Source organism: Acidobacteriota bacterium (assembly GCA_028875725.1).
Taxonomy (GTDB): domain Bacteria; phylum Acidobacteriota; class Thermoanaerobaculia; order Multivoradales; family Multivoraceae; genus Multivorans.
The window spans coordinates 320615-342748 of sequence record JAPPCR010000023.1; the positions used below are offsets into that span (position 1 = coordinate 320615).

The window sequence follows — 22134 nt, forward strand, 5'->3', positions numbered from 1 at the left end:
TGCCGGTCGTTCAGGGCTCCCGGCTCTGGCGCAGAAACCGGTCGAGTTCCCCTCTTTCTTCCGGGGTCGTGTCCTCCAGGGCGATCAGGTACTCGTCGCCCGCCTCGGGCAGCGGAACGTTGATCAGGGTGACGGCGCGCTCGATCGCTTCGCAGTCCAGACTGACCAGGACCAGGGCCATCTGCCGGCAGACCGTGAAGAGCTGGGTGCCGAGCTCGCTCTCGATCCGCACCTGGGTCGTCGCCGGCATGCGTTCCGTGCGAATCCAGTAGCCCTCGTCGCCGCGCCGGATGGCGATCGCGCCCTCCAGACGCAATGTCTGGGCAGGTACGACGAGTTCCTGGGTCAACTGGCTCTCCAGGCTGCCGATGACCACGTCCGCAGCGATCCGTCCCGAACCGGAGATGTCCAGCTCGAGCTCGGCCTCGAAGACGCCGTCGCCGCCGGCGGCAAGCGTCGCCGCGTGGCGACTGACGGTCAGGGAGTGCTCGGGAGAGCGCAGGGCCACCTCGGCCGGGCCGATCCGGATGAGGGAGAGGTCCTCGATCAACTGCTCGTAGACCCGGTTCAGCCGCTCGAACGAGACCGTCCGCACGCCGTCCTTGTCCTGTGCCGCGACCGGCGCGGAGACGGCGAGCAGCAGCGCAAGCGCGTTCCACGCGCTGGCGCGAATGGCGATCGCGAGCCGCCGGCGGCCAGCGCGCCCGGTCACGGGTAGTAGCCGCTGATCGTCCGCGCCTTGAGGCGCCCCTTCACGCGCACTTCGACCTCGCGGTACTCGTCGCTTTCGCCGCCACGGTCGGAGGTGTAGGCGAGCAGGTACTGGGAGCGCAGTTCGCGTTCGATGTCGTCGTAGACCGGCGCGAGGTCCTCGGCCTTGGAGATGAAGAACGAGCGCCCTCCGGTGGCCTTGGCCAGATCGTTCAGCTTGTTGCGCAGGATCATCTGGGTGCGGCCGACGCCGAGGCCGATCGTGTAGATCGCGACGCCCGAGCGCCGCGCGTACTCCTCGACGTCCCGGAACTCGACCGTGCTCGAGGTGTCCTCCCCGTCCGACAGGAGCACGAGCGCGCGGCGGCCCCGAACGCCCCGGAAGTAGTAGAGGCTGGTGATCACCGCGTCGTGCAGGGCCGTGGCGCCCGCGGCCCGCAGTCTCTGAATCACCGAGGCCACCGCGCTGACGTCCGAGGTCCGCCCGATCAACAACGCCGGCCGCGAGGCGAACGCCACGGCGAAGGACCGGTCTCGCGGCGTGATCATGTTCGTCAGGAACTGCGAGGCGGTCCGACGCGCCTCGCCCAGGGACGTCTCCATCGAGCCCGAGGTGTCGATCACCACCCCCAGGGTGAGCGGCAGGTCCTCGACCAGCTCGAACTTCGCGAGTTCCTGGCGCCGCTTGTCCTCGAAGACGGTGAAGTCGCTCTCGGCCAGGCTGGTCACCGGCCGGTTCTGACCGTCCACCACCGTGGTGTAGAGCTCGACGAGATCGACCTCCAGCGACTCGGTGAAGGCGGGCGCGTTCAGGAAGCGGACATCCTCTGCGCGGCTTCCGTCGTCGAGCGTCGCCGCGACCGTCAGGTAAACGAGATCCTGCTCGCCCGTCCCGGGGGGCACTTCGACCTCGGCCCGCCAGGGCGGCTGGCTCAGGACGGTCTGAACCTCCCCGCCGACGCTGAACTCGACTTCCTCGACAATGCGCTCCTCGGGCACGACGATCGTCGCCGACGCCTCCACGCTGCCCGAGACGCGGGCGCCCCGGCGCGGTTCGTTGATCGTCACGCGGAGTTCGCCCCGCTGCTGGTTCAGCACGATCTCGTCGGCGTCCACCACCTCGCGCTCCGCGTTCAGGCCCTCGACGCGGACCACCTGTTCCTCCGGGTACTTGGCCAGCCGGACCTCGGCGGTGAACGGCGGCCGGCGGCGGGTCACCTGGACCCTGCCGTCGACCAGAAAGCGCACGGCGACGATGTTCTCGCCCGTGATCAGCGTATCGGCCCGCCAGAGACCGAGCACCACCTCGCTCTCGGGCGGCACCAGCATGATCGCGTTCCGCGCGTCGAGGACGGTCTCCGGCAGATCCTCGCTCGCCATGACCAGCCGCAACTGGTCCTCCGGTTCCGCGGGGGCGGCCGTCGGCATCAGCGGCACTTCGACCGGCACCGAGGTGAAGGCCGCCGCGCCGCCGACCTCGTCACGGACGAAGAGTCGGAGCAGGAAGACCGAACCCGGCCGGAAGAGCTGCTCTACCGGCAGCGCCAGAGAGCGGTCCGGTTCCGGCGCGCCGCCGACGAAGCGCATCTTGAAGGTGTCGAAGACCCGGCCCGGCAGTTCGACCATGCCCTCCACGTTGATCCGCGTCTGCTGCCTGCCGGCGTCGTCGACGAAGGGCTCGACCGGAGCGCCCGGGGGCAGCGAGAGGAGAATCCGCGTCACGATCCGCTGCCCCCGCTCCTCTGGAAAGGTGAGGATCGGATCCTCCAGTTCCAGCGGCGCCGGCCCGGGCACGACATCGACTGCGGCCTCTCCCGCCCACGCCTCGACATCCGCGGGCGGCGCCACCCAGGCCAGGAAGTCCTCGTCGCTGCGGCGGTCGCGGCGGAAGCCGAACAGGCCGCGGATACCCGTGATCTCGTCGACCCGGCGTGCCTTCTCGCAGACCTGCAGATCGAAGCGGCGGGCCCGCAGCAGGCCGCGGAGTTCCTCGTACTGTTCGAGGAAGTACTCCATCTCCGGCATGTAGAGGGCGCGCTTGGTGTCCTCCGGCAACCACAGCCGGAAAACCTCGGCCGGCTTCGGCTGGTAGATGACGAGATTCGTGTGCTCGCCGTCCTCCGGCCCGTAGCGCCAGAGCTGGAGCGGCCGGAAGGTCTGGTCGCAGTCGACCGGGTCGATGGCGTCCGGCTCGCCGTGGAGGAACAGCAACCGGGCGCGGACATCGAAGAAGGGCAGACCGGCCATGCGCACCCGCTGCCGCCGATGCTCGACCGCCTCGGCCACCCTGGCGCGGTCCAGGAAGGTGTCGATGTACTCCAAGCGGGTCAGCGGATCCAGATTCCGCACTCGCTCCAGTTCGGCCGGCGCGAGCAGGAACTGGGGCCCGTCGAGAAAGAACTCCCGCTCATCGCTGGTCCACTCGGCGAGCCGCCACTCGGGTTCCTGGGCGGCGGCAGGCGCCGCGAGGAGGCCTGCCGCCAGGAGCAGCACGCCGACGCGCACATGGTTTGCCGCGAACGTCACCACGACATGCGATACAGCATCCAGTACACGACGACCCCGGTCACCGACACGTAGAGCCAGATCGGCAGCGTCACGCGGGCGATCTTCCTGTGCCGTTCGTACCGGCCCCGAAGACCCAGGACGACCGTGATGATCGCCAGCGGCGGCACCGCCGCCGCAAGCACCGTATGGGTCAGCAGAATGCCGAGATAGACGGTCCGCACGGTCCCTTCGCCCTCGAAGTGAACCGAGCCGACCTGGTAGTGGTAGTAGAGATAGGAGATCAGGAACGCCGCCGAACACCCGAGCGCCGACAGCATGACCTGCTTGTGCCGCTCCCGGTTGCCACGCCGGATCAGCACGTAGCCGATGACCAGCAGCGTCGCCGCGGTGGCGTTGAGGATGGCGTTGAGAGTCGGCAGGTGCATCGGGCATGGAGCTTAGCCGGGTGCGATGCACAGGTTGTGCCGGACTGGGAACCGACGCGCCGGAGACTGGGTGCCTTGTCGACGACCCGCCTAGCGGCGCTCCCTCCAGTACCGGACCTGCCAGCGGGCGACGTTGCGGTTGTGCTCGGCGAGGGTCTCGGCAAAGACGTGGGTGCCGTCGTTGCGGCTGACGAAGTAGAGATAGGAGACGTCGGCCGGCTCCGCCGCGGCGCGGAGGCTGTGCTCACCGGGTGAGCAGATCGGGCCTGGCGGGAGGCCCGGATGGACATAGGTGTTGTAGGGCGAGTCGAGCTCGAGGTCGCGCCGGCGCAGGTTGCCGTCCCAGGTGCCGGCCATCTTCAGCGCATAGATGATCGTCGGGTCGGCGTAGAGGCCGATGCCGCGATCGAGGCGGTTGTGGAAGACGGCCGAGACCAGAGGGCGCTCCTCGATCGCGCCGGCCTCTTTCTCGACGATGCTCGCCAGCGTCACGAGGCCCCGCGGATCGAGACCATGGTCGGCAGCGGCGTCCAGGTGACCCTCGACGCGGCGGCGGAAGTTGCGGACCATGGCCTCCACGATCTCGGTTTCGCCGGTGTCTCGCGGGAAAGCGTAGGTGTCCGGGAACAGATAGCCCTCCAGGGATTCGGCGGCCGGATCGAGATCGGCGATCAGGCCAGGCAAGGACATCGCCGCGAGGAACGCGTCCAGCTCTCCGAAGCCCTCTGAGGCCAGGTGCTCCGCCGTTTCCTGTAGCGTCAGGCCCTCGATCACGGTCACCGGGTAGGTCACGACATCGCCCCGAATCACCCGGTCGAGCGCCGCCACCGTGCTCATCGGCTGCTCGAAGCGGTACTCGCCGGCCTGCAACACGTCGTCGGGACGCCGGTAGTCGAGGTAGAGACGCGCCAGCAGCGGATCGCCGATGACCCCTGCCGCGGACAACTGGTCGAGGATCGACACCAGGGGAGCACCGCGCTCGATAGCCAACTCCACGTTGCCCGAACCCAGCGGCCGCTCGACTTCCCGTTCCGCCCAGGCGACAAGACCGGCCGCCGCGGCGGCAAGGGCCGCCAGCGCAGCAACCGCGCCGACCGCGAGCCACAAAAGCAGACGCCGCCTGCGGCGACGTCGCGGCGGCGTCCTCCGCTTCACACCGTCTCCCGGCCCAGCTCCTCCTCGAGGAGGATCTGAGCCGCCACCGCGTCGACCCGCTCCGGGTGCCGCCGCGGATCGACACCCGCCGCCCGCAGCCGGCGCTCCGCCTCCACCGAGGTCAGGGACTCGTTCACGGTTCGCACCGGCAGATCGCAGGCCTCGCCCAGCTTCCGGGCGAAGGCGCGGGCGCGCTCGGCCGCCGGCCCGACGGAGCCGTCCAGCCTCCGCGGCTCGCCGACCACGAGTACCTCGGCTTCGGAATCGGCCGCCAGCGCCCTTAGCTCCGCGATCAGCTGCCGGTCCCCGGTGCGCCGGATCGTCGAGTGCGGCACCGCGATCCCCACATGCGAATCCCCCGTCGCCACCCCGACGCGTTTCTCGCCGAGATCGATGCCGAGAAGACGCACAGCGCGATCACTCTGAAACGGGCCAGCGGGACTGTCAACCGACCGGGACCGATGTCTGGAGTTGGCCCGGCAATTGCTACCATCACCACCATGCGCAGGGCGTCCCGGATGGCAGAGCCGTCATCGCGATCCTGACAGTGGTCCATAGCCGAGATGTCTAGCGCTGACCAACCGGTCGCTGCCCTGTTGCTGGCCCTGACCATCACGGCCGCCGCCGTGGCTCAGGAGCCAGAAACCGCCCAGGCGACCCCCGAAGACGCTACGGCCGCGGTCGAAGAACCCGCCCCCGACGCACGAGAAGTTGTGGAGGAGGAACCCGCCGATACTGGTCCGCCACCGCCTCCCGGCGCCAACACCTTCAGCTTCGCGGTCGAGGACGAGTCCGGCCCTGGACGGGTGGAAGGTTGGGCCGGCGCCATGGAAGGCACGTTCGAGGAGCAGCACACGCTGTCGAACGGATTCTGGATCCGGCTCCGCGACTACCAGGTCTCCGGCGACCGGGCGGTGTACGACCACGCGAACGAACGCTTTGAGGCCGAGGGGCCGGTTGTCCTGATGCGAGGCAACGAAGTGCTGCGGGGTTCGCGACTCGAATTCGACGTGGCGGCCGAAACGGCCTCGATCTTCGACGCGGACGGCAACATCGGGACCGACTACTTCTTCACCGGCGCGGCGGTCCACATGCTGAGCGAGGACCGCTTCACGATCCTCGACGCCCAGTTCACGGCCTGCGAAGTCGAGGACGACGGCCGGGCGCCGGACTGGAGCTTCCGCGCGAAACGGGTCGACGTGAACGCCAACGGCTACGCGAAGACGCGCGGCGTCTCCTTCCGGACCAGGAAGGTGCCGCTCGTCTACCTGCCCTACATGCTGTGGCCGGTCCAGAGTTCCAGGGTGAGCGGGTTCCTGACGCCGAAGCCGGGTTTCTCCACCAGGCGCGGCCCATCGCTCGGCCTCGCCTACTACTGGGCGATCAACAGGAGCTACGACGCGACCTTCAACGTCGATCTCTACGCCGGCGCCCCGAGCGGCAGCACTCAGGCCTTCTCCACGGAGCCCTTCTGGGGGCTCGGTACCGAGTTCCGCTACCGGCCGACCGAAGGGACGGCGGGCGAGTTCGACGGCTACCTGATCGACGACACGGAACGCGGCGAGCGCCGCTGGCGTATGCGCTGGAATCACCAGTCGCGGGATCTTCCCGGAGGCTTCCGCGGCGTCATCCGCTTCGAGGACGTGTCCGACTTCGATTTCTTCCGCGACTTCGAACGCCGGGTCGACCGCAACAGTCTGCGTCAGCTCTACTCGACGGCCTTCGCTTCGCGAAACTGGGGTAGCCAGTCGCTCAACGTCCAGCTCGATCAGCGCAAGACCTTCATTTCAGCCAGTCGCGAGGTCCAGCTCCGCCAGCTTCCCGAGATCGAGTACAAGCTCCGCTCCACGCGACTGGGACGTTCGCCTCTCTACTTCCAGGTGAAGAGCTCGCTCCACTACCTCGACACGAACCGGTCGGCGCGACGCATCGGCCGCTACGGACGCGCCCATCTCGAGCCGGAGATCAGCGTCCCGATTCCGCTGGCGAGCTGGTTCTCACTGTCGCTTACCGCGGGCGGACACCTGACCTGGTACGAAGACAGCCTGATCAGCGCCCAGGAACGTCGGGAGACGATGACCACCACGGACTTTCGGGGAGAAGACCTGATGCGCGTGGTGCCGACGGCGCGCGCCGAGATCGTCGGCCCCGGTTTCTCGCGCATCTTCGAACTGGGCGAGGGAGGGCGCTTCTCCAGACTCAAGCACGTCATCGAACCCCGAATCGCCTACGGCTACTTCGAGGACTACGACGAACGCTTTCGCATTCCGCTCTTCGACGAGATTGACAACCTCCGCGGCCGGAACGTCGCCCGCGCCAGTATCTACAACCGCCTGCTGGCCAAACCCGCCGATCCAGAGCAAGGCGGCGCCTTCGAGATCCTGTCGGTCCAGTTCTTCCGGGACTTCTCGCTCGACAGCGAGAAGGCCCTGCTGCGCTCCGCGGATCGTTCGCTCACGAGCCCGAACGGTCCGATCGGAACCCTGCTCCGGTTCAATCCGTCCCGGCGTACGGGCCTCCGCTTCGACGCGCTCTACGACACGCTCTTTTCTCAGGTTTCCTCCACCAGCGTTTCCGCGACGCTGGGCGTCGGCGCGACCGGTTCGGTCGGCCTCCGCTGGGCGGTCCGCCGCAACGCGGAACTCGACCGGACGCGCCGCCACCACGTCCAGGTTTCGACCGGTCTCGACCTGATCCCGAACAAGCTGCGGGTGAACAGCATGGTGAGCTACGACATCGAACGGAAGCTCCTGCAGATCCAGCGTCACATCCTCGACTTCAAGGCCTGCTGCTACGGCCTGCGATTCGAGGTGGCCGACTTCCGCACCGCGCTCCGCCGCGACACACAGTACCGGCTGCTGGTGACGCTGAAGAGCGTCGGCGCCTTCTTCGACATCACCGGCGGCCAGAGCGAAGCGTTGTGACCCTCGACGCCTCCGGCGCCGGCGGGCGGGCCGTGGTGCTCGGCGCCGCGGGTCAACTCGGAAGGGAGGTCGCCGACGAACTCCGGCGGCGAGGCATCGACGCGCTCGCCGCCGACCGGCGGCGCGCGGACCTCACCGACACGGAAGCGATCATGGCGCTGGCCGCCCGCTTCGGCGCCGCCGCCGTCTACAACTGCGCCGCCTGCACCGACGTCGACGGCTGCGAGACCGATCCCGAGGCCGCGCTGGAGATCAACGGCAGGGCACCCGCCCGGCTGGCGGCCGCCCTCCCGCGGACCTGCCGCCTGATCCACGTCTCGACCGACTACGTGTTCGACGGCCGCGGCCGGAGGCCCTACCGCGAAGACGACCCGACGGCGCCCGGCACCGCCTACGGACGCTCGAAGCTCGACGCCGAGCAGGCCGTGGCCGACGCGGGCGGACTCGTGGTCCGCACGAGCTGGGTGTTCGGGCCGGAGGGCAGGAACTTCGTCTCCGCGATCGCCGCCAGCCTCCGCCGCGGCGAGCCGCTCCGGGTCGTCTCCGACCAGATCGGCTGCCCGACCTACGCGCCCTACCTCGCCCGCGCTCTCGTCGATCTTCACGCGGCCGGCGCCGCCGGCATCGTCCACTACTGCAACGTACCCGCCACCTCCTGGCACGACTTCGCGATCGCCATCGTCGATGCCCTCGGCCTGAACGCCGAGGTGGAGCCGATCGCGACCGCCGACCTGCCCCGTCCCGCCGTCCGGCCGGCCTACTCGGTGCTTGATGTGGCCCGCTTCGAGTCCATCACCAATCGGCGGGTCGAAGAGTGGACGTCAGGCCTCGACGACTACTTCGAGCGACTCGGACAGGGGAAGGCGGAAGCGTGACGCGCGTCCTGGTCACCGGCGCCGAGGGGTTCGTCGGCGGCCGCCTGGTACCGCGACTGGTCTCACGGGGGGCCGCCGTCATCGCCTGCCATGCCCCGGGGATGGCCATCTCCAACGACGACGACACCGGCGCTCGCGTCCCGGTCGAGCAGGTCGCCCTCGACATCCGCGATCGCGACACGGTCGACCGCGTGTTCAGGGATACGGCGCCGGATGCGGTCGTCCACCTGGCGGGCCTGTCCGACGTACAGGCCTCCTGGCGGCGAATCGACGACTACTACCGGGTCAACGTCGAGGGCTCCGGGAACATCGTCTCCGCGGCACGTGACCTGTCCGCAACGTGCCGCCTGGTCGTCGCCTCGAGCGCCGAGGTTTATGGTCCGGTGCCGGAAGCGGAACTGCCGGTGCGCGAGACCCGCGGCCTCGAACCGGGCTCGCCATACGCGGTGACGAAGGCCGCGGCCGAACGACTGAGCCTTCCCCTGGGAGCCATCGTGGTCCGTTCCTTCAACCTGATCGGGCCCGGACAGGGCGCCAACTTCGCGCTCCCGTCGTTCGCAACCCAGCTCGCGGCGATCGGAGCGGGCCGCGAGGAACCCGTGCTTCACGTAGGCAATCTGACCCCGCGGCGGGACTTCGTTCATGTCGACGACGGCGCCGATGCCTACACGCTCCTGGTCGAGCGCGGCGAACCGGGAAACGTCTACAACGTCGCCCGGGGGGAGGCGATCGAACTCGAGGCGGCACTCACACGACTCATCCGGCTGAGCGGCCTGGAGGTCGAGATCCGGCAGGACCCGGACCGCATCAGACCCGCGGACGTTCCCGTGATGTGCGGCGACGCCAGCCGCCTGCGCGCTCTGGGCTGGCGCCCGAAACGCAGCTTCGATCAGGCCCTGGAGGCGATCTGGGAGGACGCCCGCCGCAGGCTCCCCTAGTCCTCGGCGTGCTTGCGTTCCAGGGCGAGCAGGTGCGCCTTGCGCTTCTCCCCGCCGATGTAGGACCCGGGACCGCTCCGGCGCGGCACCACCCGGTGGCACGGAACGAGGATCGGCAACGGGTTGGCCATCAGCCTGGAACGGATCAGGCGGTAGGCACCCGCCTGACCCGATGAGGTGGCCACGTTGCGGTACGTGCGCGTAGTCCCGTAGGGAATCCGGGCCGTCTCCTCGAAGATGCGCCGGGACAGGGCATCGATCCCGGTCCGATCGAGGTCGTAAGGCAGATCGAGGTTCCGCCGCGCGCCGGCGAAGTACTCCGACAGGCGGCCCAGAGCCTCGTCCACGAAGTCGGTTGTCTCCACCGACCCCAGGGAAGTGAACAGCGCCTTCTCGGCGCCCTTCGGCGCGATGACCAACCGGGTGATCAGCCGACCGATGAACTCCAGCCCCAGAGAACCGAGCGGCGAGGCAACCAGCACTCGCAAGGGCTCGGCGCCGCGCGGCGCGGGCCAGGCGGGCGCACCGGCGCGCGCCCCGGCACGGCTCGCGAGTTCATGCACCACGGGAGTCATGGTAGCATGGCTACTTTTCTATGTCGACGCGAAGCGAAGGTTCACTTCTCCCGGCAGGAGTTCACTCCTCCCGGAGCACGATGCGCAGGGCCACGTCCTCTCCCCGCGCGGCTTCGAACGCCCGTACTTCGGCTACGTAGCCGGGACGCGTCACCTCCAGCCGGTGGGCGCCTGCATCGACGATCAGCGCCGAGTGGAGACTCGCCAGATCCGCGCCGCTCCCCAGCAGACGGCCGTCCAGGTAGACGACGGCGTCGGCGGGTTCGACCTCCACCCGCAGCCGGGCCGGGTCCTGCCGCTGGTCCTGCTCGATCGGACGGCCGCGGTTCTCGACCCTCCACGACTCGCCCTCCGGCGCCGCGGGCGCCCGGGCCGGCCTCGGCGGCGCGGGCCGCGGCCGTTCCGCGGTCCCCGGGACGAGATCCTCGTCGATCCGGATGACCACACCCGGTTGCACGCGGATCCGGCGCTCGAGGGTCTCGTAGCCCTCCATGAAGATCGCGATCCGGTAGCTGCCGTCGCGCAACCAGAGGTAGCGCGGGAAGCCGTCGAAGCCGTCGGCCCGCCCGACCAGTTCGCCGTCGACGTAGACCGAGGCCTTCTTGGGCCGGGTGTTGATGTCGAGCGCACCGGCGTCCGCATAGCCGACCGGTCCCGCGCCCCAGCCGTAGGGTCCGTAGCCGTAGTAGTACGGCGACCAGGCGTAGGGCCAGAAGGAACCGAAACCGCCGTACCAGCCGAACGACCCGTAGTACGGTCGCACGTAGGTCCGGGAACGACGGCCCTTGCGGTCGCCGCCCCCGCGCCGACCCCGATCGCCAGCCTCGACCGCGACGGGGGCCTGAACCGCGAGGGTTCGAACGACCGGCACCGTACCGGCATGTCCGCCGGCGGCGGCTTCCGCGCCGCCCGCCAGGCCGAGGCCCAGCAGAGCGGCCAGGGGCAGGACCATCCGACTCACCGCATGTGCCTTCGAACTCACGACACACCTCCCCGGTCCAGGCCGACGCCGTCGGACCAGCCGTTTCTGAGACCTTCCAGATAGTGATATCGCATCGTGTTCTCCCACAGCCGGGGCAACCTGACAGGTAGTCCCTGCAACGTCCGCGCCAATCGTTCCTGCAGCCACTGGCCAGCCCGACCGCGAAGGCCGCCGACCGGAGGCGGCTCGCCGTCGCGGAACCCCAGGAAGGGGCCGAGCTGTTCATGCCGCCGGAAGAAGACCACCGCGGAATACCCGGCGCGGTACTGCCGCTTCGCGAACCGCCGAAGACCGGTCGGATGGTCGTGAGCGACGCGGGCATCCGGCCGGTACAGGAGGCGCAAGCCGCGTGCGGCCAGGCGGTATCCGGCTTCGATGTCCTCCCAGGCGGCGAACGGAAACGCCGCGTCGAAGGGTTCCGCCGCCATCGCCTCGCGGTCGATCGAGAGGTTCGACGTGTAGAAGAAGTTGAACGGCACGTCGTCCTCGTTCTCGATCAGGGCGAAGCCGAATTGCAGCCCGTTCTCGTTGATGTAGTCGAGGAAGGGCGTACGCCGCATGCGCGGGTGCCAGTCGGTTCGTCCGATGACGCCGACGCAACCGCCCTCCTCGCGAATCGACCGCGCCAGCGGCTCCTCCTGGGCGTGGTGGTGCGCCGCCAACCATCCCGAAGCGGGGACGGTGTCGTCCCCGAGGAAGGCCACCCAACGGCCGCGGGCCGCCGCGACACCGCGGTTTCGGGCCACGGCGGGTCCCTGGTTCTCCTGATGAAGGATCCGCAACTCCGGCTCACAGGCGTTCCTTCCCGCGGCGCGTTCATCGAGCCAGGACCCGGTTCCGTCCGTGCTGCCGTCGTTGACCACGAGGATCTCGAATCCCGGCCCGTCCTGGTCGTCCAGGGCCTCAAGGACTTCCTCCAGGGCCGGCAAGCGGTCGAACGTCGGTATCACGATGCTCCAGTCCGGCGACCCGGTCACCGCTCCACCTCCATCACGTCGTCCAGCAGCCGGCGAAGCGGCGTCAGGTCCTCCGGCCACAGGGACTCGAAGCCTGCGCTAGCGAACAGCTCTTCGTCGCCGGGATAGGTCGGCACCACGTACAGCGGAAAGCGCTCCAGGATCTCGCGGTCGGACCGCCGCCGCCGGGCCTGCACCTGACGCCGCCGCTCCGAGGCGCCGTCCAGGCCGCGGACGATCGCCGACAGCGCCCGCACCTGAGCCACGGTCTGGTCATCGACGACGGCCGGTGCCCCGGCGGGCACGCCGCCAAGACGGCGGGCGAGCCTTCTCAGGCGGGTCCGCAGGGCAACGACGTCGCGCGCCCGCTGCCAGAGACCGCGCGGAGCCGCGCCCGGGTTGGTCCGCGGCGCCGCGCTCCGGTCGCCGGAGACAGCCTCGCTCGCCTCCCCAGCCGTGGGGAAGGGATCGAGCGCCAGTACGTCGCCGTTCGGATTGCAGCGGGTGAGCAGGTGCTGCGTACGGGCGAGCAGCGTCAACTGGACCGCCGGCATTAGTTGCGGCCAAAGCTCGGCGTCGTAGTTCTTGAAGGCGGTGAAGTAGGCGTTGCGCTCGAACAGCAGGCCCCGGTTGGCGTTGCCCAGCAGATCGCTCGTCGCCTTCGAACGGTGGTGGACGACGGCCCGCGGCGCCGACAGCACCCGTTCGCCCCCCGACCAGAACCGCCACCCGAGATCGACGTCCTCGAGGTACGCGAAGTAGCTCTCGTCGAAGCCCCCGGCCGCACGAAAGGCGTCGCGGCGCGCGATCATGTTGCCGCCGCAGGGAAAGAGCAGCTCGGTGCCTTCGGCCGGGATCTCCACCTCCTCCAGGAGGCGGCCGTAGTCGAGCTGGAAGGCGTGACCGTCGAAGGCCATGACGCCGCGTCCGAAGTCCAGGCGCTCCCCCTCCCAGTCGACGATGCAGCCGGACAGCGCGGCCACATCCGGAGGCGACGCCCGCAGCGCCGCGACGAGTTCGGAGAGCCAGTCCGGCCGCGGCCGCGTGTCGTTGTTGACCAGCACCAGCGCGTCGGCCGAACTGCCCTCCGCGAGCCGGTTGTTCGCGGCGGAGAAGCCGAGGTTGACCGGATGCTCGACGACTTCGACCTCCGGGTGTTCGGCGCCGACCCAGGCCGCCGTCCCGTCCGTCGACCCGTTGTCGAACAGCCGGATCCCAACCACGGCGCCGGGATCGCGCTGCGCTGCGAGCGCCGGCAGCAGCGTCTCCAGGTGGCGGCGGCCGTTCCAGCTCACCACCAGGATGTCGACGCTGTCTACCCGCAGGCCATGGCCGCCTCCGCCGGAACCCCCGTCGCTCATGGTCCGCCTGCCGGGAGCGAGCCAGCCAACCGGCGCCGCAGCCAGCGCCGCAGGCGGAATCCCGGTTCGTCGGCCGGCGCCGCCGTCTCCGGCCGGAACGCAAACCCGGCCTTGGTCGGATCGACGTGCGCGGACGAAAGGAAGGCCACCAGCGGGGCCAGCGTGCGCTCCCAGGAGTAGTCGACCAGCGTCCGCTCACGGCCCCGGCGCGCCCGCTCTTCGACCTTGCCGCCGCCCGCGACCAAGTCGGCGAGGCCCGCCCGGAGCGCCTCGACGTCGCCGCAGGGAACGACGAGCCCCGCGTCCCACTCCCGCAGCAGCCGCGGCACGGTTCCGCCCTCCGTGGTGAGCACCGGGCAGCCGACGGCGAGCGCATCGAGAAACCGCGTGCGCAGGGACAGGTCGGTCTCCAGCCCCGGCCGGTGGCAGGCGGCCAATGCGTCGACGTCCCGCAACAGGTCGTAGCGGCGTTCGAAGGGCACCCAGTCGAGAAAGCCGATGCGATTCGGATCTTCCCTCCGGCTGCGCGCTTCCACCTCCGCCAGCAGCCGCTGAGGCGCCTGGGCCCCGGGCGGCTGCCTCACGAACAGAAGTCTCGCGTTCGGTTCGGACAAGGCGGCGAACGCCTCGAGAAGAGGCTCCGGGTCGTACCAGTCGTACAGCCCGCCGAACAGCACGCGGCGCTCGCCGTCCGCGCGCGGCGGCAACAGCGGCCGGTGTTCGGGCAACGGGTCCGGCACGCCCAGCGGCGCCTCGGCGATCAGCCCGGACAGGCACGGATCGTCCCGGTAGCGATGCGGGTTCACCCGTCCGAGAGCGGTCAGGAAGCCGAGGTAGTAGGCGCGCTGCTCAGGCGAGGAACAGAGGAAGAAGTCGCCGCGGGACAGTTGGTGGACCCAGCTCCGGTGATCGTTCCGGTAAGGGTCGAGCCCCAGCGTCTCGAGATGGGTCAGGTTCTCGACCAGAAAGGGGTCGTAAAGATCGATCACTGCGGGCAGATCGGGCAACTGGTGGAGCACGTCGTTCGCCAACTGTCCCTGGGCGACGACCGCGTCGCAGTCCCTCAACAGCTCCGGCAGCGGCGCGGAGTTGAACCGGCGCGCCGCGACCGACCCGGCCGGCACGTCCGGCGGCTCGCCCGTGCGCCAGGGCGAAACCAGGGCGACCTCGAATCCGAATCCGGGCAACCGCCGCGCCATCTCCAGGTAGCGGATGCCGATGCCGGCGGCGCGCTCCCCGAGCGCCTCGCTGCAGACCAGACCGACCCGAGTCACCGGCGTCCTCCCGCGGTCTTCCTCACCCGGAACCGCGCAGGGATTGCAGGGCTTCGTGCAGCCGCCAGGCCCGAGTGGCCTTCATCTTCTCGATCTCGGCCATGAGATCGCGTTCGCGGTCGTGAAGACGCTCGACCTCCGCCCCGCGGGCCCGGTTCGAGGCCTGGACGAGTTCGAGCTCCCCTCGCGTCTCGTGCAACATCGCCCGCGTTTCGCGCAGTGTCGCCCGTGTTTCGCGCAGCATCGCGCGCGCCGCCTCAGCCGCCAGCACCGCTTCGCGCCGCATCCGGATCACGGCGCCCGCCAACACATCCGGCTCGAGTTCATCCGCGTACTTGGCCATCACCCGGGCCTTCAACGCCTCGAAGTCCTGTCGCTCGGCGGCCGCTCCGCCCAGGGCATGCCCTCCGGACGACCTGTCGTCGCTCCCACCCAGGAAGTGCCGGTACTCACACGTCGTCCGCGACAGGTGGACGAAGGTCGACCTCCGCGACAGCCGGATCAACAGGTCCCAGTCCTCGAACGCCGGCAGCCCGAGGTCGAACGAACCGGCCCGCTCCAGGGCCTCCCTGGTCATCAGTACCGTGTGAAAGGGAATGTAGTTGTCGAGCAGGAGGATCCCGCGATCAAAGTCCCGGCTGTACGGCAGGCCCCGGCTCGACTCTCTCCAGCCGTCAACGCTCGGCTCGTAGCTGACCACGGCGGCGTCGCTGTAGGCGACGTCAACATCGCCTCGAAGCATGGCGGTCAGGCTCTCCAGGTGCTCCGGCGCCAACAGGTCGTCGTCGTCAAGAAACCCGATGCAGTCTCCGGTTGCCGCCTCGACGCCGGACTGCGCCGCCGCGGCGCGCCCTCGGTTGCTCTCGTGGTCGACGCGACGCAGCGCGAAGGGGAAGTCCTCCGACACCACGGGCGGGCGGCCACCGTCGTTCACCAGCACCGCCTCGACGTTACGGTAGGTGCTCCGCGCCAGGCTCTCCAGAGCCTCGGCCAGCCGGCGCGGCCGGTTGAACGTGCGCACCACGATCGAGACCCGGCGGGGCGAATCCACTTCGACCAGCGCCGGCGCTCCGCCCAGATGGGCTATCAGTTGGGCCGGACTCCGGGTGGTGAAGTCGCTGGCCTTCAACTGGCAGTAGCCCTCAACGAACCGGCAGTCCCGCGGCAGGCTGTGCGCTCGGAAGCGCCGCAGGCCAAGGCACGATTCGAGGTAGTCGTGCCGCTCCTGCTGGCTCCGATAGTGGGACATCGCCGCGGAGATTCCGTCGACCTCGGCGGAGACGTCCACCAGGAGATCCGGGTAGAAGGGGTGGTTTACCTCGTAACAGAGGATCTGGATTGGCAGGCTCTCGAGCGAGGAGTCGTCCGGCAACGCCGCCGAAGAACTCCCATCCACCCCTTGCATGCGGCGGTCGATCAACGCCTCGTGGAGGGCTCGGAACGTGGCCTGGTGATCCGTAGTCACTTCGAGCGGCGAAGGGACGAGGACCAGATCCGGCCGGAAGTCGTCGAGCAAGGCCCCGATCTGCCCGGTCAGTTCGCCCACCGAAGAGACCAGGCCACCGTCCGGCAGGCTCTCACGATGGCCGACGTGCTCGACGCGGGCAACGCCGAGGTCCGCGGCGGCTGCCTCCGATTCGACCCGCCGCAACGCCGAGTACTGCTCTCCGCTCAGTCCTTCCGGCGGTCCTTCGGCGCCTCCCGATCCGTCGCTCAGGAAGGCGCACACGATTTCCGCCTCGCTGGCGGCGAGCTGCAGCAGCAGCCCGCCGCAGCCGAGCACCTCGTCGTCGTAGTGAGGCGCCAGGACGAGAACCCGCCGGGCGACCACCGAGCCCGGCACGGTCGGCGGCTGCGGCCGCTCGCGTTCAGCCCGCATGTGGCCGGTCTCCTGCGGCGGCCACGGACCCCGGCCAAACACGCGGGCTGGTCATGGCGGCAATCCTCGCACGTCCGTATTCTGGCGCAAGCCGTCCCACGAGCTCTTATAGGCTGCGCCCCCGATGCTGCAGCGCGAAAGAACCCTCGTCGCCGGCGCGCTGCGGACCGCCCTCTCGCGAGCCTTCGGCCTCGCTCACGATCCGGTGGTCGAGGTGCCGCCCCAGCGCCGCCTCGGCGACCTCGCGAGTCCCTGCGCCCTGCACCTCGCGCGGGAGCTGCGTCAGGCGCCGCGGGCGATCGCGGAGCGCCTCGTCGAGTGCCTCGAGCTGCCGGAGGGTTTCGATCGGGTGACGGTCGAAGGCCCGGGCTACGTGAACTTCCACTTCGCCAGGAGCCGGTTCGCGGCCGTGATGATCGACGCGGTTCCGGTGACGGAGTCCGGGGCCACCGACGCGCCGGCCAAGGTGATCGTCGAGCACACGAACATCAATCCGAACAAGGCGGCGCACATCGGCCACCTGCGCAACGCCGTGCTCGGCGACGTTCTCTCGCGCGCGCTCCGCCGACTCGGTCAGCCGACCGAGGTCCAGAACTACATCGACGACACCGGCGTGCAGGTCGCCGACGTCGTCGTCGGCTTCCTCGACCTGCGCGGCTGCTCCGTCGCCGACATCGACGCCCTGCCCGAGCCGTTCGACTACGTCTGCTGGGACCTCTACAGCGAGGTCGGTCGCTGGTACGAAGGCGATTCGCAGCGGCTTGAACTCCGCCGGCGCACTCTCCACGCACTGGAAGCGGGAGAGGGCCGCCGGGCCGAGGCCGGCCGGCTGGTCGCCCGGCGAATCGTCGTGCGGCATCTCGCCACGATGGCCCGCATCGACATCGACTACGACCTGCTGACCCGCGAGAGCGAGATCCTACGTCTCGATTTCTTCGTCGCCGCCTTCGAACAGTTGAAGGAGACGGGCGCCGTCCGGTTCGAAGAGAGCGGCAAGAACGCCGGCTGCTGGGTCATGCCGCTGGCCGACAGCGAGGAGTTCCAGGGGCTGGAGGACCCCGACAAGGTGATCGTCCGCTCCGACGGCACGGTGACCTACGTCGGCAAGGACATCGCCTACCAGCTCTGGAAGTTCGGCCTGCTGGGCCGCGACTTCGAGTACGCCCCCTTCCGGGATACAACCCGCCGCGGCGGTCCTCTCTGGGAGACCGCGCCGGCAGAACCGGATGCCGGCGACGGAAAGCGGCGTCCCGACTTCGGAACGGGCGCCCGCGTGATCAACGTGATCGACGCCCGGCAGGCCTACCTGCAGCGCATCGTCCGCGCCGGCCTGGAAGCGCTCGGACACGAGGACGAGGCCCGGGACAGCATCCACTTCGCCTACGAGATGGTCGCCCTGTCGGCGAAGACTGCGGAGCGTCTCGGATTCGCCGGCGACTCGCAGCTCGAGATGTCTGGCCGCAAGGGCATCGGCGTCAAGGCGGACGACCTGCTCGACCAGCTGGAGGCGAAGAGCCGGGACGAGATCATGGAGCGGCGCGGCCCCGACGGCAACGACCGCCACGACGAGGCGGCCAGCGAGGACATAGGCGTCCTGGCGCGCCAGATCGCGGTCGCCGCGCTCCGCTTTTTCATGGCCCGCGCCACGACCACGCGCGTGATCGCCTTCGACATCGACGACGCCACCTCGTTCGAAGGCGAGTCAGGCCCCTATCTCCAGTACTCCATCGTGCGCGCCAGGAACATCCGCCGACGCCTGCGTGAAGAAGGGCTGGCGCAGGAGGTCCCCGGGAGCCGCGTCGCGACGCTGCCCGCCGACGTCTGGTCCGACGACCTTTGGGACCTCGTGCTGTTCGCGTCGCAGTGCCAGGAAGTCGTCGAGCGGGCGGCGGCGACGCTCGAGCTCTCCCTCATCGCCCGGCACGCCGTCGACCTGGCGCAGAAGTTCCACGCGATCTACCACCGTCATCCCATCCTGCACGAACAGGACGCGGACCTCCGGGACGCACGCCTCGCTGTAACCCAGGTCTTCGAGCGATCGCTGGAAGCCCTCGCGGAGATTCTGGGCGTGCCGCTGCCCGAGCGGATGTAGAAGCAGCCCGCGCGCGGCGCGGGCGGTCAGTCCATCTGCTTGCGTAGCACCGTCGGAATGTCGTAGTCGTCGACGTTCCTCCAATTCGGTCCGTAACCGCCCGGATCGATCTTGTGGTGCTCGGCCAGAACGCGATCCCGGAACTCGGCCTTGCCGCCTTCCTCCTTGCCGGCCTCCTCGTCCGCGGGAATGGCCTCGGCCAGGTTCGGATCGGCCGCCGCCGCTCCGGCCTCGGCGGCCTTGACGTCGCCGCCCTCGCGCGGCTGCCGGTCCTCGGAGAATCCGGTGGCGATCACCGTCACCTTCACCTCTTCGTCCATCGATCCGTCGACCACGAGACCCGAAATGATCGTCGCGTCCGGGTCGACCGCGTCGGAGATCGTGCTGGCCGCTTCCGCCACCTCGTGGAGGGTCAGCGAACCGCCGCCGGTGATGTTGATCAGGCACCCCGTAGCGCCCTCGATCGAAGCGTCCTCGAGCAGGGGCGACGACACGGCCCGCTGCGCCGCTTCGAGAGCCCGGCTGTCGCCCGACGCCACGCCCGTGCCCATCACCGCGATGCCCTGGCCGCACATGATCGCCCGCACGTCGGCGAAGTCGGCGTTCACCTCGCCCGGCATCGTGATCAGGTCGCTGATGCCCTGGACCGACTGCCGCAGGACATCGTCCGCGGTCACGAAGGCGTCGGCGAGCGACGTGCCCCGGTCCACGAAGCTCAACAGCCGCTCGTTCGGGATCGCGATCACGGTGTCGACCGCCCGGTGCAGCTCTTCGAGCCCACGTTCCGCCAGCAGCATCCGTCGCCGGCCCTCGAACGCGAAGGGCTTCGTGACCACGGCGACCGTCAGGGCGCCGACTTCGGCCGAAAGGGAGCCGATGATGGGCGCCGCGCCTGTGCCCGTGCCCCCGCCAAGGCCGGCTGCCAGGAAGACCATGTCCGCCCCGTTCAGCATGTCCAGGATCTTGTCCGTGTCCTCGAGCGCCGAGTTGCGGCCGACCTCCGGATCAGCGCCGGCACCCAGGCCGCGGGTGATCTTGCGGCCAAGCTGCAGCTTCGTCGGCGCTTCGCAGCGCCGCAAAGCCTGCAAGTCGGTGTTGGCGGCAATGAACTCGATGCCGCCCAGATTGGCGGCGATCATCCGGTTGACGGCGTTTCCGCCGCCTCCGCCTACACCGACGACCACGATCTTCGCCGGCCCGAAACTGTCCTCGGACGAGACCTCCTCGTCGATCGTCGGCTTGACCTCGGTCGGCTGCTGCTCTTCCATCAGAATCATGGTTCCCTCCATTTCGAACCCTTGGTTCATCAAACTCAAATCAGACAAGATCGCTGAACATCTGGCGCAGATTGCCCATCACCGAGCGCACGCCGCCCAGAGAGCGACGGCGCGCAATGGGCAGGCGAGCCTCCTCGGAGGCGACCGCATAGCGAAGAAGACCCGCGGCTGTTGCCCAGGTCGGGTCGGTGAGACCTTCGATCTCGCTGACGAGACCGAGCGGCACTCCGTAACGAACGTCGCAGGAGAAGACCTGCTGGGCCAGTTCGGGCAGACCGAGCAGCTTCGAACCGCCCCCGCTCAGGACGAGTCCTCCGCGAAGCTGATTTGCCCAGCCGGCCTTCTCCAGCTCGGCCTCTATCAGGTGGAACATCTCCTCGGCGCGCGCCTGCAGGATCTCGGCGAGGTCCCCGCGCGCGATCGTCTTGCTGCTGCCGCCCGCGACGCTCGGCACCACCAGACCGTCGTCGCCGTCGACCAGGCCGACCAGGCAGCAGCCGTCCCGCAGCTTGAGCGTCTCGGCGCCGGCGAACGACGTCCGGAGCACGGAAGCCAGGTCGGCCGTGAAGTGACTGGCGCCGAACGGAAGAACCCCGCTGTGCTGCACTTCGGCGTGCTGGAAGAAGGCGAAGCCGCAGGTTCCTGACCCGATGTCCAGCAACAGGACGCCCAGTTGGCGCTCGTCGGGAAGAAGGACCGCTTCCGCGGTGGCGAGCGGTTCGAAGACGATCTCCCGGGCCTCCACGCCGGCGCGGTTCAGACATCGCACCAGCGTCCTGGTTCGTGGAGCGTGGCCCATGACCAGGTGAACCTTGGCTTCCAGCCGGCTGCCCAGCATCCCGTGCGGATCCGCGATGCCGCCGTGGTCGTCGACCGCGAACTCCTGCGGAATTGCGTGCAGGATCTCCCGGTCGGGCGGAAGCGGCACGTCCCGAGCGGCGTTCAGAACCAGGTCGATGTCGGCACGGGCGATCCCCCGGTCGCCGCAGTCGACGTAGGCAGTGCCGTGGCTGTTCGCCGACCGCAGGTCGGATCCGCCGATGCCGACGAAGGCGCGGGAGATCTCGACGCCCGCCATGGTCTCCGCCTCCTCGGTGGCCCGCTTGAGCGCGCTCACCGTCGCGTCGAGATGCACGATATGGCCCCTCAGCGTCCCGCGGTTGGGTGCCCGCCCGACGCCGACGATCTCGAGGGCCGGTTCTCCGTCGACCTCGGTGCGCTCGGCGATCAACACGGCGACCTTCGCCGACCCCACGTCGATGGCGACCACATGCGTATCCGTCTTCGGCATCCTCTTCGTCCTCTTTCGCTATGAAGGGGCTTGAACTCCGTCCCCGGTGGCCGCAGCGTCCTCCGTGTCCGTAGCGATCCCCGCACCCGGCGCTTCCATCGACAGAACGATCCGATCCCTGAACCGCAGGTCCACGACTTCCGGATCGTTGTGTTCCGTGATCGCGCCGTGCAGCAGCTCGAACACCGAGGCCTTGGCCGTCAGATCGCTGCCGCGAACGAGCACGGTGGCCGGACGGCCGCTGCAGGAGAGCAGGTAGTCGTCCTCAACGATCCCGAAACTGATGACCTCCACCGCCCGGACCTGACGTCCCCACTCGAACGCCCCGACTTCGGTCGCCACGTCGAGCGCCCGCTTCAGCGTTCGAGCGAGAACCTCACCCGGCACGTCCCTGGATGCGACACCGCCAGCCCCCGGATTCCGCGCCGGGCCTTTCCCCAGACGATCTCCCGCCAGGGCGCTTTCGATCGACACGCTGACCAGATCGCCATCGCACAGGTCGGGTGCCCGCTCACACGGCACGATCGTCCGGCCGTCCCGGTCGATCACCCATGCGCGGTCCCCGGCCGTGAACAGGGCCGCCGGTTGATGCTCCACGACCCGCACAGTGAGTTCGTTCGGCAGGCGCTTGAGGAGTTGCGCCTCACGGATCCACTCGTGGTCGAGCCGTCTCGCGGCGGGCTCGAGGGCGAGCAGCGGAAGGTTCCGTCCCTCCAGCGGAGCAAGCCGGCTCCGCACCCACTCCTCGGAGATCCGCTCGGCCTCCTCGATCTGGATCTCGAGCTCGAGATCGAACACCGGGGCCGTCGCCAGCCACACGCCGATCCCGACAACGGGCGCGATCCCGAGGAGGACTTTCCCGACGCCCAGCGCCAGCCAGACGACGGGCCGCGGCCGCCTGCGGCGCACGG

The 22134-nt window shown here is 69.3% G+C and carries 18 protein-coding genes; 4 read left to right on the forward strand and 14 right to left on the reverse strand.

Annotated features, from left to right (window positions below):
• Positions 1-10: 10 nt before the first annotated feature.
• The 5 genes from OXI49_16990 to ruvX form a co-directional block, all read right to left on the reverse strand.
• A complete protein-coding gene (locus OXI49_16990) occupies positions 11-712 on the reverse strand; it encodes a hypothetical protein (protein MDE2692200.1) in 702 nt (233 codons plus the stop codon).
• Positions 709-3237, reverse strand: coding sequence for a VWA domain-containing protein (locus tag OXI49_16995; GenBank protein MDE2692201.1), 2529 nt, complete (start codon positions 3235-3237; stop codon positions 709-711). Before OXI49_16995 ends, OXI49_16990 begins: the two co-directional genes overlap by 4 nt.
• Complete coding sequence (locus OXI49_17000; protein ID MDE2692202.1) at positions 3234-3644, reverse strand: DUF420 domain-containing protein; 411 nt, start codon at positions 3642-3644, stop codon at positions 3234-3236. Before OXI49_17000 ends, OXI49_16995 begins: the two co-directional genes overlap by 4 nt.
• Positions 3645-3734: 90 nt before the next feature.
• A complete protein-coding gene (mltG, locus tag OXI49_17005; GenBank protein MDE2692203.1) occupies positions 3735-4751 on the reverse strand; it encodes an endolytic transglycosylase MltG in 1017 nt (338 codons plus the stop codon).
• A 44-nt stretch (positions 4752-4795) separates the two neighbouring features.
• Entirely contained in the window at positions 4796-5209 is a 414-nt protein-coding gene (gene ruvX / locus OXI49_17010; GenBank protein ID MDE2692204.1) for a Holliday junction resolvase RuvX, read from the reverse strand.
• Positions 5210-5362: 153 nt separating this feature from the next.
• On the opposite strand from ruvX, the gene lptD reads away from it, so the two are divergent.
• Genes lptD through OXI49_17025 form a run of 3 tightly spaced genes read left to right on the forward strand, consistent with a single transcriptional unit; the run spans position 5363 to position 9536 of the window.
• Positions 5363-7723: an LPS assembly protein LptD gene (gene lptD, locus OXI49_17015; GenBank protein MDE2692205.1), complete on the forward strand. Its 2361-nt coding sequence runs from the start codon at positions 5363-5365 to the stop codon at positions 7721-7723.
• Positions 7720-8598 (forward strand): dTDP-4-dehydrorhamnose reductase, encoded by an 879-nt coding sequence (gene rfbD / locus OXI49_17020; GenBank protein ID MDE2692206.1) that lies wholly within the window; start codon positions 7720-7722, stop codon positions 8596-8598. Before lptD ends, rfbD begins: the two co-directional genes overlap by 4 nt.
• Positions 8595-9536 (forward strand): GDP-mannose 4,6-dehydratase, encoded by a 942-nt coding sequence (locus OXI49_17025; GenBank protein ID MDE2692207.1) that lies wholly within the window; start codon positions 8595-8597, stop codon positions 9534-9536. Before rfbD ends, OXI49_17025 begins: the two co-directional genes overlap by 4 nt.
• Here the strand turns inward: OXI49_17025 and OXI49_17030 are convergent.
• The 6 genes from OXI49_17030 to OXI49_17055 all read right to left on the reverse strand — a co-directional run bounded on the left by OXI49_17030 (position 9533) and on the right by OXI49_17055 (position 16563).
• Positions 9533-10111, reverse strand: coding sequence for a methylated-DNA--[protein]-cysteine S-methyltransferase (locus OXI49_17030; GenBank protein ID MDE2692208.1), 579 nt, complete (start codon positions 10109-10111; stop codon positions 9533-9535). The genes OXI49_17025 and OXI49_17030 overlap by 4 nt on opposite strands.
• Before the next feature lie 61 nt (positions 10112-10172).
• The gene (locus OXI49_17035; GenBank protein MDE2692209.1) at positions 10173-11063 is read right to left on the reverse strand and encodes a PEGA domain-containing protein; all 891 of its coding nucleotides are present in this window, start codon (positions 11061-11063) and stop codon (positions 10173-10175) included.
• Positions 11064-11089: 26 nt separating this feature from the next.
• Positions 11090-12070 carry a glycosyltransferase family 2 protein gene (locus OXI49_17040; protein MDE2692210.1) on the reverse strand — a complete coding sequence of 327 codons (981 nt, stop codon included), beginning with the start codon at positions 12068-12070 and terminating at the stop codon, positions 11090-11092.
• Positions 12067-13410: a glycosyltransferase family 2 protein gene (locus tag OXI49_17045; GenBank protein ID MDE2692211.1), complete on the reverse strand. Its 1344-nt coding sequence runs from the start codon at positions 13408-13410 to the stop codon at positions 12067-12069. Before OXI49_17045 ends, OXI49_17040 begins: the two co-directional genes overlap by 4 nt.
• The gene (locus tag OXI49_17050) at positions 13407-14684 is read right to left on the reverse strand and encodes a glycosyltransferase family 4 protein (protein ID MDE2692212.1); all 1278 of its coding nucleotides are present in this window, start codon (positions 14682-14684) and stop codon (positions 13407-13409) included. The genes OXI49_17045 and OXI49_17050 overlap by 4 nt, the downstream gene beginning before the upstream one ends.
• Positions 14685-14706: 22 nt before the next feature.
• Positions 14707-16563 carry a PIG-L family deacetylase gene (locus OXI49_17055; GenBank protein ID MDE2692213.1) on the reverse strand — a complete coding sequence of 619 codons (1857 nt, stop codon included), beginning with the start codon at positions 16561-16563 and terminating at the stop codon, positions 14707-14709.
• A 124-nt stretch (positions 16564-16687) separates the two neighbouring features.
• On the opposite strand from OXI49_17055, the gene OXI49_17060 reads away from it, so the two are divergent.
• Positions 16688-18655, forward strand: a complete 1968-nt coding sequence (locus OXI49_17060; protein ID MDE2692214.1) for an arginine--tRNA ligase — start codon at positions 16688-16690, stop codon at positions 18653-18655.
• 26 nt (positions 18656-18681) lie between these two features.
• Here the strand turns inward: OXI49_17060 and ftsZ are convergent, their stop codons facing one another.
• From ftsZ to OXI49_17075, 3 genes are read right to left on the reverse strand one after another with little or no spacing between them, the layout of a single operon-like run.
• A complete protein-coding gene (gene ftsZ, locus OXI49_17065) occupies positions 18682-19932 on the reverse strand; it encodes a cell division protein FtsZ (protein MDE2692215.1) in 1251 nt (416 codons plus the stop codon).
• Between the two features lie 40 nt (positions 19933-19972).
• On the reverse strand, positions 19973-21223 hold the full coding sequence (ftsA, locus tag OXI49_17070) for a cell division protein FtsA (GenBank protein ID MDE2692216.1): 1251 nt from the start codon (positions 21221-21223) through the stop codon (positions 19973-19975).
• Between the two features lie 18 nt (positions 21224-21241).
• Positions 21242-22132, reverse strand: a complete 891-nt coding sequence (locus tag OXI49_17075; protein ID MDE2692217.1) for an FtsQ-type POTRA domain-containing protein — start codon at positions 22130-22132, stop codon at positions 21242-21244.
• Between the last annotated feature and the right edge of the window lie 2 nt (positions 22133-22134).

What these genes read in the sequence shown, in the direction of transcription:
- OXI49_17000 (MDE2692202.1), bottom strand. Translation starts at nt 3,644, where the DNA reads ATGCACCTGCCGACTCTCAACGCCATCCTCAACGCCACCGCGGCGACG.
- lptD (MDE2692205.1), top strand. Translation starts at nt 5,363, where the DNA reads ATGTCTAGCGCTGACCAACCGGTCGCTGCCCTGTTGCTGGCCCTGACC.
- OXI49_17030 (MDE2692208.1), bottom strand. Translation starts at nt 10,111, where the DNA reads ATGACTCCCGTGGTGCATGAACTCGCGAGCCGTGCCGGGGCGCGCGCC.
- OXI49_17035 (MDE2692209.1), bottom strand. Translation starts at nt 11,063, where the DNA reads ATGGTCCTGCCCCTGGCCGCTCTGCTGGGCCTCGGCCTGGCGGGCGGC.
- OXI49_17045 (MDE2692211.1), bottom strand. Translation starts at nt 13,410, where the DNA reads ATGAGCGACGGGGGTTCCGGCGGAGGCGGCCATGGCCTGCGGGTAGAC.
- OXI49_17055 (MDE2692213.1), bottom strand. Translation starts at nt 16,563, where the DNA reads ATGCGGGCTGAACGCGAGCGGCCGCAGCCGCCGACCGTGCCGGGCTCG.
- OXI49_17060 (MDE2692214.1), top strand. Translation starts at nt 16,688, where the DNA reads ATGCTGCAGCGCGAAAGAACCCTCGTCGCCGGCGCGCTGCGGACCGCC.
- ftsZ (MDE2692215.1), bottom strand. Translation starts at nt 19,932, where the DNA reads ATGATTCTGATGGAAGAGCAGCAGCCGACCGAGGTCAAGCCGACGATC.
- ftsA (MDE2692216.1), bottom strand. Translation starts at nt 21,223, where the DNA reads ATGCCGAAGACGGATACGCATGTGGTCGCCATCGACGTGGGGTCGGCG.